Genomic DNA, 8,153 nt, shown 5'->3' with positions numbered 1-8,153 from the left:
TGCGGCCGGCCGCGCCGCCAGCGCGCAGCCCAGGCCGCTGCGCGATCCCGAGCCCATCCTCGACGCCGCGAACGAGGAAGAGCTGCTGCCGCTGAACGTGGCGGGCGACGACCGCGACAGCGTGCTGGCCGGCGACACGGTGCTGCTCATCGTCGAGAACGACCTGGCCTTTGCCAAGCTGCTGCTGCAGGCGGCGCGCCAGTGCGGCTTCAAGGCGCTGGTCAGCCCCAGCGGCGCCGATGCGCTCACGCTGGTGCACGACTACCGGCCCGCCGCCCTGACGCTGGACATCCACCTGCCCGACATGCAGGGCTTCCGCATCCTGGACCGCCTCAAGGCCGACCTCACCACGCGCCACATTCCGGTGTGCGTGGTGTCCACCGACGATTCGCGCGAGCGCGCGCTGCGCGCCGGCGCCATCGGCTTCCTGGCCAAGCCGCTGCAGTCGCTGGACGATGCGAGCCAGGCGCTGCGCGAGCTGCACCGCTTCGTCCAGCCCGGCGCGCGCAAGCTGGTGGTGGCGCTGGACGCCTCGCCGGTGCGCGAGGCCTACCTGGAGGCGCTGCGCGGCAGCGATCTGCGGGTGGTGCAGGCCGGCTCGCCGCAGGTGCTGCGCGAGGAATTGGCCAAAGGCGATGTGGACCTGCTCGTCACCGAGGAGCAATGGCAGGGCCTGGCGCCGGCTGACCTGTGCGTGCAGGACCCCGCTGAACGCAGTCTGTGCCGGCCGCTGCCGGTGCTGCTGTTCCGGCCGGCCGGCCGCAGCCCCGACCCGCAGTGGGCGCTGGCCGAAGGCGGCGTGGTGCTGCGCCCGGTCGATTCGGCCAAGCGGCTGGTCGATGCCAGTGCGTTCATGCTGCACCGCCGCCTGGCCTCCATGACGCAGGCCGAGCGCGACGCGGTGGAATCGATCAACGCGGCGGCCGGCCAGCTGGCCGGCAAGAAGGTGCTGATCGTCGACGACGACGTGCGCAACATCTTCGCGCTGGCCACCGTGCTGGAGTCGCAGGGCATGCGCGTGGTGTCGGCGGAGAACGGCCGGGATGCGATCCGGCTGGTGGAAGGCGAGCCCGGCATCGACGCCGTGCTGATGGACATCATGATGCCGGAGATGGACGGCATGCAGACCATGCGCGAGCTGCGCAAGCTCCCCGCGGGCAAGCGCCTGCCGCTGATCGCGGTCACTGCGAAGGCCATGAAGGGCGACCGGGAGAAATGCATCGATGCCGGTGCGTGGGACTACCTCTCCAAGCCCGTCGAGACGGCGCAGCTGCTCGCCGTGCTGCGAGGCTGGCTATGCAGATAGCGTCCTGGACCCCACCGCCTGACGAGATTCCCGACGGCCCACCCGCCGAGGAAGAGGACAGGGCCAACATCCTCATCGTCGACGACCTGCCGGAAAAGCTGCTCGTCTTCCAGACCGTGCTGGAGGAGCTGGGCCAGAACCTGGTGAAGGTCAGCTCGGGCGCCGCCGCGCTGCGCGAGATCCTCCAGCGCGAGTTCGCCGTGATCCTGCTCGATGTGAACATGCCGGACATCGACGGCTTCGAGACGGCTGCGCTCATCCGCAAGCACCCCCGCTCGATGCTCACGCCCATCATCTTCATCACGGCCTACGCCGACGAGGTGCAGGCCGCCAAGGGCTATTCATTGGGCGCGGTGGACTACATCCTCTCGCCGGTCAACCCGGACATCCTGCGCAGCAAGGTGGGCGTGTTCGTCTCGCTCTACCTCATGAGCCGGCAGATCCGGCGCCAGGCGGACAGCCGGGCCGCGGTGCTGGCCGCCGAGAGCGCGCGCCGCGCGGCCGAGGAGAGCGACCGGCGATCGGCCTTCCTGGCCAGGGCCAGCCAGGCCATGAGCGGCTCGCTGGACGCCGAGGTGGCCATGCGGCAGTGCGCCGAGCTGCTCGTGCCGGAGATCGCGCCGCTGGCCGTGGTGTACCTGAGCGACCCCGATTTCGGTGTCGCGCAAACCTGCATGGCGCGGATGGACCCGGGCGACCCCCAGGCGAGCGCGTGCACGAGCTGGTGCGCGGTCGATGCGCTGCCGGCACCCCTGGGGCAGCTGCTGCAGCGTGCCACGCTGGCACGCCAGCGGGTCATCGGCGGCGACCCGCAGCAGGCGCTGCCGGATGTCGGCGGGCCGGCACTCAGCTCCGTGATGGCCATTCCGCTCGTCGTCGGGGAACGCCTGCTGGGCGCCATCGTGGTGACGGCCACGAGTGCGGAGCACTGGCGCGCGCCGGGGACCCGCCTGCTGGATGACGTGGCCGCGCGGGCTGCCACCGCCTTCGAGAACGTGCGCCTGTATCGCGTGCTGCAGCGCGAGATGCGCGAGCGCATGGCCGCGCAGGATGAACTCCAGGCGGCCGACCGGCGCAAGGACGAATTCCTGGCCATGATGTCGCACGAGCTGCGCAACCCCTTGTCGGCGATCAAGCTGGCGGTCGAGGTGGTGCGGCGCTATGCCACCCCGCACGACAAGGTGGACTGGGGCCTGGGCGTGGCCGATCGGCAACTGCAGCACCTGGTGCGCCTGATCGAGGAGCTGATGGACGTGACGCGCATCAGCCGCGGAAAGATCGAGCTGCATCGCGAGCGCGTGGACCTCAATGCGGTGCTGCTGCAAAGTGCAGAAACTGTCCGCGGCCCCATGGATGCGCGGGGCCAGGCCCTGGAGGCGCAGCTCTTCGGCGAGCCGGCCTGGCTGGATGGCGATGCGACGCGATTGACCCAGGTGTTTTCCAACCTGCTGCACAACGCCTCCAAGTACAGCCCGGCGTCTTCCGCCATCCGGCTCGAGGCCATGGTCGACGCGGGCGAAGCCGTCGTTGCGGTGACCGACCGCGGCATCGGGATCGACGAGGAACTCCTGCCCCGCGTTTTCGACATGTTCGTGCAGGGCGAGCGCGGGCTCGACCGTGCACTGGGCGGGCTGGGCGTGGGCCTGACGCTGGCGCGGCAGCTGACCGAACTGCATGGTGGCCGCATCGAAGCGGCCAGCGCGGGCCGCGGCCAGGGGGCGCGCTTCGTCGTGCGGCTGCCGCTGCTGGCCGGTGCCGCGGTGGACGAGGTCGCATCGGCCGCGGCGACGGTGACCGGCGCCGGCAAGCCGAGCTGCTCGATCTTGATCGTGGACGACAACATCGACGCGGCCGATTCGGTGGCCGCCTTGCTGGCCAGCGGAGGCTACGAGACCCACGTCGCCTATGACGGGGCGCAGGCGTTGGAGGACCTGGTGCGCCTTCGGCCGCAGGTCGTGATCCTCGACATCGGCCTGCCAGGCATGGATGGCTACGAAGTGGCCCGGCGCATGCGGCAGATGCCGCAGGGCGAGTCGGTCCTGCTGATGGCGCTGACCGGCTATGGCCAGCAGGCGGACCGCCAACGGGCCGAGCAGGCGGGCTTCGACCTCTACTTCGTCAAGCCCGCCGAGCCCGGGCTGCTGTTCGACGCCATTGCGCAGTGGGCTGGACGGCGCCTGGCGGGCTGAGCCTCAGCTGCCTTCCTTGGCCACCGGATGGTTGGCCATGATCTCCAGCGCGCGCACCAGCGCCGAGTGGTCCAGCTCGCCCATGCCGTTGGCGGCGCAGGCATTCATCAGCTGCGCGGCATTGGCCGTCTGCGGCAGCGACACGCCCAGCTCCCGGGCGCCCTGCAGCGCCAGGTTCAGGTCCTTCTGGTGCAGCTGGATGCGAAAGCCCGGGGCGAAGGTGCGCTTGATCATGCGCTCGCCGTGCACTTCCAGAATGCGGCTGGAGGCAAAGCCGCCCATCAGCGCCTGGCGCACCTTGGCAGGGTCGGCGCCGGCCTTGCTGGCGAACACCAGCGCTTCGCCCACCGCGGCGATGTTCAGCGCCACGATGATCTGGTTGGCCACCTTGGTGGTCTGGCCGTCGCCCACGCCGCCCACCAGGGTGATGTTCTTGCCCATCTGCTCGAGCAGCGGCCGCACCTTCTCGAACACCGCCGGCTCCGCGCCGCACATGATGGTGAGGCTGGCCGCCTTGGCGCCCACTTCGCCGCCGGAGACGGGCGCGTCCATGTAGTCGGCGCCGGTCTCGTTGACGCGTTTGGCGAAGCCCTTGGTCGCCATGGGCGAGATGGAGCTCATGTCCACCACGATCTTGCCCTTGGACAGGCCCGTGGCCACGCCGCCTTCGCCGAACAGCACCTCTTCCACGTCGGGCGTGTCGGGCACCATGAGGAAGACGATGTCCGTGCTGCGCGCCACTTCCTCGCCGGTGGCGCAGACCTTGGCGCCGGCCGCGGAAATGTCCGCCGGTACCTTGCTGCGCACCTTCACGAAGAGCTGGTGGCCGGCGGCCGCCAGGTGCAGGGCCATGGGCGTGCCCATGATGCCCAGGCCGATGAAGCCGATGTTCATTGCTTTCTCCTTTTTTTCAGCAGAGTTGTTCGATCAGTAGCTGGCGCTGCTGTTGGATGCAGGCGCCGCCGTGGCGCCGCTGCGCATGCGGGCCAGGGCCGCCTGCGCGCCGGCCGCCATCAGCCGGGCATCCGACCCGACGGTGACGAACTGGAAGCCCTTGGCGATGCGCGACAAGGCCACGGCCGGGTCGCCGTTGTGCACGCCGGCCACCAGGCCGTGCGCCTTGGCGCGCTCGAGGATGTGGTCCATGGCCTGCTGCACCGGCGGGTCCACGTCGTCGAACACCGGGCGGCAGCCCAGCGCCAGCGACAGGTCGGACGGGCCGATGTAGACCGCGTCCAGTCCTTCCACTGACAGGATCGCGTCCAGGTTGTCCAGCGCCTTGGCCGTCTCGATCATCGCGAAGGTCACGACGGTGTCGTTGGCATGCTGGGGATAGTCGGCGCCGCCGTAGAGCAGGGCGCGGATGGGGCCGAAGCTGCGCGAGCCCCGCGGCGCGTAGTGGGTCCACTCCACCAGCTTCTGCGCGTCTTCGCGCGTGTTGACCATGGGGCAGATCACGCCGTAGGCGCCGGCGTCCAGGGCCTTCATGAGCGCATCGGGCGCGAGCCACGGCACGCGCACGATCGGCACCGTGGGCGTGGTGGAGACGGCCTGCAGCATGCCCACCATGGCCTGGTAGTCGATCACGCCGTGCTGCATGTCGATGGTCAGCGTGTCCCAGCCCTGGTGGGCCATGGTCTCGGCGGAAAAGCCGTTGGGAATGGCCAGCCAGCCGTTGACGGCGGCGCCCCCGGCGGACCAGATCTCGCGCAGGCGGTTGGGTCTCATGGCTTGTCTCCTTGTTGTTGGTTGGACAGCTTATCGGACGAAGGCCGGCCGCTTGGGGTCGAATTTCCAGCCCGGCAGCAGGGCCTGCATGGCCACCGCGTCGTCGCGCGACCCCAGGCCGTGCTGCTTGTAGAGCTGGTGCGCCTTCTCGACCTCGGCCATATCCAGTTCGATGCCCAGGCCGGGCTTCTTGGGCACCTGCACGTGGCCGCCCACGATCTGCAGCGGCTCCTTCGTCAGGCGCTGGCCGTCCTGCCAGATCCAGTGGGTGTCGATGGCCGTCACCTTGCCCGGCGCGGCGGCGCCCACGTGCGTGAACATGGCCAGCGACACGTCGAAGTGGTTGTTGGAATGCGAGCCCCAGGTCAGGCCCCAGTCGCGGCAGGTCTGCGCCACGCGCACCGAGCCGGCCATGGTCCAGAAATGCGGATCGGCCAGCGGGATGTCCACCGACTGCAGCGACAGCGCATGCGCCATCTGGCGCCAGTCCGTGGCGATCATGTTGGTGGCGGTGGGCAGGCCGGTGGCCCGGCGGAACTCCGCCATCACCTCGCGGCCCGAGAAGCCGTCTTCGGCGCCGCACGGGTCTTCGGCATACGCCACCACGCCGCGCATGCGCTGGCCCAGGCGGATGGCGTCCTTGAGCAGCCAGCCGCCGTTGGGATCGAGCGTGACGCGGGCTTGCGGAAAACGCTCGTGCAGGGCAATGACGGCATCGACCTCCTCGTCGCCGCGCAGCACGCCGCCCTTGAGCTTGAAATCGTTGAAGCCGTACTTCTCGCGCGCGGCCTCGGCCAGGCGGACGATGGCCTGCGGCGTCATGGCCTCTTTGTGGCGCAGGCGGAACCAGTCGTTGTCCGCATCGGGCTCGCTCGCATAGGGCAGGTCGCTCTTGCGGCGGTCGCCCACGTAGAACAGGTAGCCCAGCATCTCCACCGACTCGCGCTGCTGGCCTTCGCCGAGCAGGGCGGCCACGGGGACTTGGAGGTGCTGGCCGAGCAGGTCGAGCAGGGCCGATTCGATGGCGGTCACCGCATGGATGGTGGTGCGCAAGTCGAAGGTCTGCAAGCCGCGCCCGCCGCTGTCGCGGTCGGCAAAGGCCTGGTGCACCTGCTGCAGCACGCGCTGGTGCGCGCCGATGGGCTGGCCGACCACCAGCGGGGCGGCGTCTTCCAGCGTCTGGCGGATCTTCTCGCCGCCGGGCACTTCGCCCACGCCGGTGCGGCCGGCCGAATCGGTGAGCACCAGCAGGTTGCGGGTGAAGAAGGGGCCGTGCGCGCCGCTCAGGTTGAGCAGCATGCTGTCGCGGCCGGCCACCGGAATGGCGCGCAGGGAGGTGATGGTGGGGGTGGAACTCATGTCGCTTCTTTCTCTGGCTCTCGATGCGTGACAGCGTGGCCCGGGCTCAGTCTGCGGTGATCTTGCCGGTCTCGATCACTTTCTTCCAGCGCGCGTATTCCTGCTGCTGGAAGGCGGCGAACTGCTCGGGCGTGTTGGCCACGACCTCCAGGCCGATGGACGTGAACTGCTGCTTCACGGCCGGGTCGTTCAGCGCGGCCACCATGCTGTCGTGCGCCTTGGCGCGCACGTCGGCGGGCAGCCCCTTGGGCGCCACCACGGCCTGCCAGGAATACACGTCCACGCCCTTCACGCCGGCCTCGGCCATGGTGGGCACCTCGGGCAGCACGGCCGAGCGCTTGTCGCCGGTCACGGCCAGGGCCTTGAGCTTGCCGGCCTTGATGTGCGGGAACACGGCGTTCACGTTCTGGAAGGAGGCATCCACCTGCGCGCCCAGCAGGTCGGAGATGGCGGGCGCGCCGCCCTTGTAGGGCACGTGCAGGCCGGTGGTGCCGCTCTGCTGCCAGAACAGCTCGGCCGTGAGGTGGTCGCTGGAGCCGTTGCCGGACGAGGCGAAGGTCATCTTGCCGGGGTTCTTCTTCTCGGCCGCGATCACGTCGGCCAGGCTGTTGTAGGGCGAGGCGGCCGGCACCACCAGCACATTGGGCGCCTGCACCGCCACGGTGATGGTGTCGAAGTCCTTCAGCGCGTCGTACTGGATGCCCTTGATGAGGTGCGGCGCAATGACCAGCGGCCCGAGCGAGGTGACGAGGAACATGCTGCCGTCGGCCGGCGAGCGCTTGACCAGCGTGGCGCCGATGGTGCCGGTGGCACCGGCCTTGTTGTCCACCACGAAGGTCTGGCCCAGCGTGGTGCCGAGCTTGGTGCTCAGCGCGCGGGCCACCATGTCGGTGGAGCCGCCGGCCGGGAAGGGCACGAGCAGGGTCACGGGCTTGGCGGGCCAGGTCTGGGCGTGGCCGGCCATGGCGGCCAGGCCGAGCGCCAGGGTGCAGATGAGCTTCTTCGTCAGCATGGGAATGTCTCCGGGATGGATGGAAATCTGAACAGGCGGCGGGTGCGTCGAGGCGGGATCTGGTGTTGTGCGGTAGCGCTACCATCGACAGGAGTGAATGGTAGCGCTACCGTTTTGCGCGTCAAGCGCTGGCGCTAGGTGCAAACCCTGTTCGATTTGGAAGGAAGAGGTTCAGGCGCTGGCGCGCTCGATGATGCGAAAGCCGACGTCGACCACCGCCGCCTCGGGCACGCGGCCTTCGGCGCGGTCGATGATGAAGCGCGCAGCCTGCCGCCCGATGGCCTCGCCGTCGATGCGAACGGTGGTGAGCGAGGGTTCGAGGTCGGCTGCGAATTCGAGGTCGCCGAAGCCGATCACGGCCAGCTGGCCGGGCACGTCGATGCCGCGCGCGCGGGCTTCGGTGAGCACGCCCAGGGCGAGCAGGTCGGAACTGCAGAACACCGCGTCCAGCGGCTTGCCCTCATCCAGCAATTGGCCCAGCGCCTCGCGGCCGCTCTTGAGCGTGGTGGGCGCCGGCACCCGGCGCGAGCGCACCGCGGGCAGCTTCGCGGCGCGCGCG

7 protein-coding genes are annotated in these 8,153 nt (G+C 69.7%); 2 read left to right on the top strand and 5 right to left on the bottom strand.

Annotated features, from left to right (window positions below):
* Both VSO01S_RS25155 and VSO01S_RS25150 read left to right on the top strand, forming a co-directional pair.
* Positions 1-1,306: response regulator (locus VSO01S_RS25155; RefSeq protein WP_153305434.1), on the top strand; the 1,306-nt coding region annotated here is incomplete at its 5' end.
* Positions 1,297-3,495, top strand: coding sequence for a response regulator (locus VSO01S_RS25150; protein ID WP_068645507.1), 2,199 nt, complete (start codon positions 1,297-1,299; stop codon positions 3,493-3,495). The genes VSO01S_RS25155 and VSO01S_RS25150, both read left to right, overlap by 10 nt.
* 3 nt (positions 3,496-3,498) lie before the next feature.
* On the opposite strand, the gene glxR is transcribed toward VSO01S_RS25150, so the two are convergent.
* The 5 genes from glxR to VSO01S_RS25125 form a co-directional block, all read right to left on the bottom strand.
* Complete coding sequence (gene glxR, locus VSO01S_RS25145; protein WP_068645506.1) at positions 3,499-4,389, bottom strand: 2-hydroxy-3-oxopropionate reductase; 891 nt, start codon at positions 4,387-4,389, stop codon at positions 3,499-3,501.
* Between the two features lie 33 nt (positions 4,390-4,422).
* Positions 4,423-5,223 carry an HpcH/HpaI aldolase family protein gene (locus VSO01S_RS25140; protein WP_068645505.1) on the bottom strand — a complete coding sequence of 267 codons (801 nt, stop codon included), beginning with the start codon at positions 5,221-5,223 and terminating at the stop codon, positions 4,423-4,425.
* A gap of 30 nt (positions 5,224-5,253) precedes the next feature.
* Positions 5,254-6,582, bottom strand: a complete 1,329-nt coding sequence (gene gudD, locus VSO01S_RS25135) for a glucarate dehydratase (RefSeq protein ID WP_068645504.1) — start codon at positions 6,580-6,582, stop codon at positions 5,254-5,256.
* Between the two features lie 46 nt (positions 6,583-6,628).
* Positions 6,629-7,594, bottom strand: a complete 966-nt coding sequence (locus tag VSO01S_RS25130) for a Bug family tripartite tricarboxylate transporter substrate binding protein (protein WP_068645503.1) — start codon at positions 7,592-7,594, stop codon at positions 6,629-6,631.
* A gap of 171 nt (positions 7,595-7,765) precedes the next feature.
* A partial coding sequence (locus tag VSO01S_RS25125) for a substrate-binding domain-containing protein (RefSeq protein ID WP_161944477.1) occupies positions 7,766-8,153 on the bottom strand: 388 nt, incomplete at its 5' end.

It is taken from the genome of Variovorax soli NBRC 106424, assembly GCF_001591385.1.
Classification (GTDB): domain Bacteria; phylum Pseudomonadota; class Gammaproteobacteria; order Burkholderiales; family Burkholderiaceae_C; genus Variovorax; species Variovorax soli.
This window is presented reverse-complemented; position numbering and strand designations above follow the sequence as displayed.

What these genes read in the sequence shown, in the direction of transcription:
- VSO01S_RS25150 (WP_068645507.1), top strand. Translation starts at nt 1,297, where the DNA reads ATGCAGATAGCGTCCTGGACCCCACCGCCTGACGAGATTCCCGACGGC.
- glxR (WP_068645506.1), bottom strand. Translation starts at nt 4,389, where the DNA reads ATGAACATCGGCTTCATCGGCCTGGGCATCATGGGCACGCCCATGGCC.
- VSO01S_RS25140 (WP_068645505.1), bottom strand. Translation starts at nt 5,223, where the DNA reads ATGAGACCCAACCGCCTGCGCGAGATCTGGTCCGCCGGGGGCGCCGCC.
- gudD (WP_068645504.1), bottom strand. Translation starts at nt 6,582, where the DNA reads ATGAGTTCCACCCCCACCATCACCTCCCTGCGCGCCATTCCGGTGGCC.
- VSO01S_RS25130 (WP_068645503.1), bottom strand. Translation starts at nt 7,594, where the DNA reads ATGCTGACGAAGAAGCTCATCTGCACCCTGGCGCTCGGCCTGGCCGCC.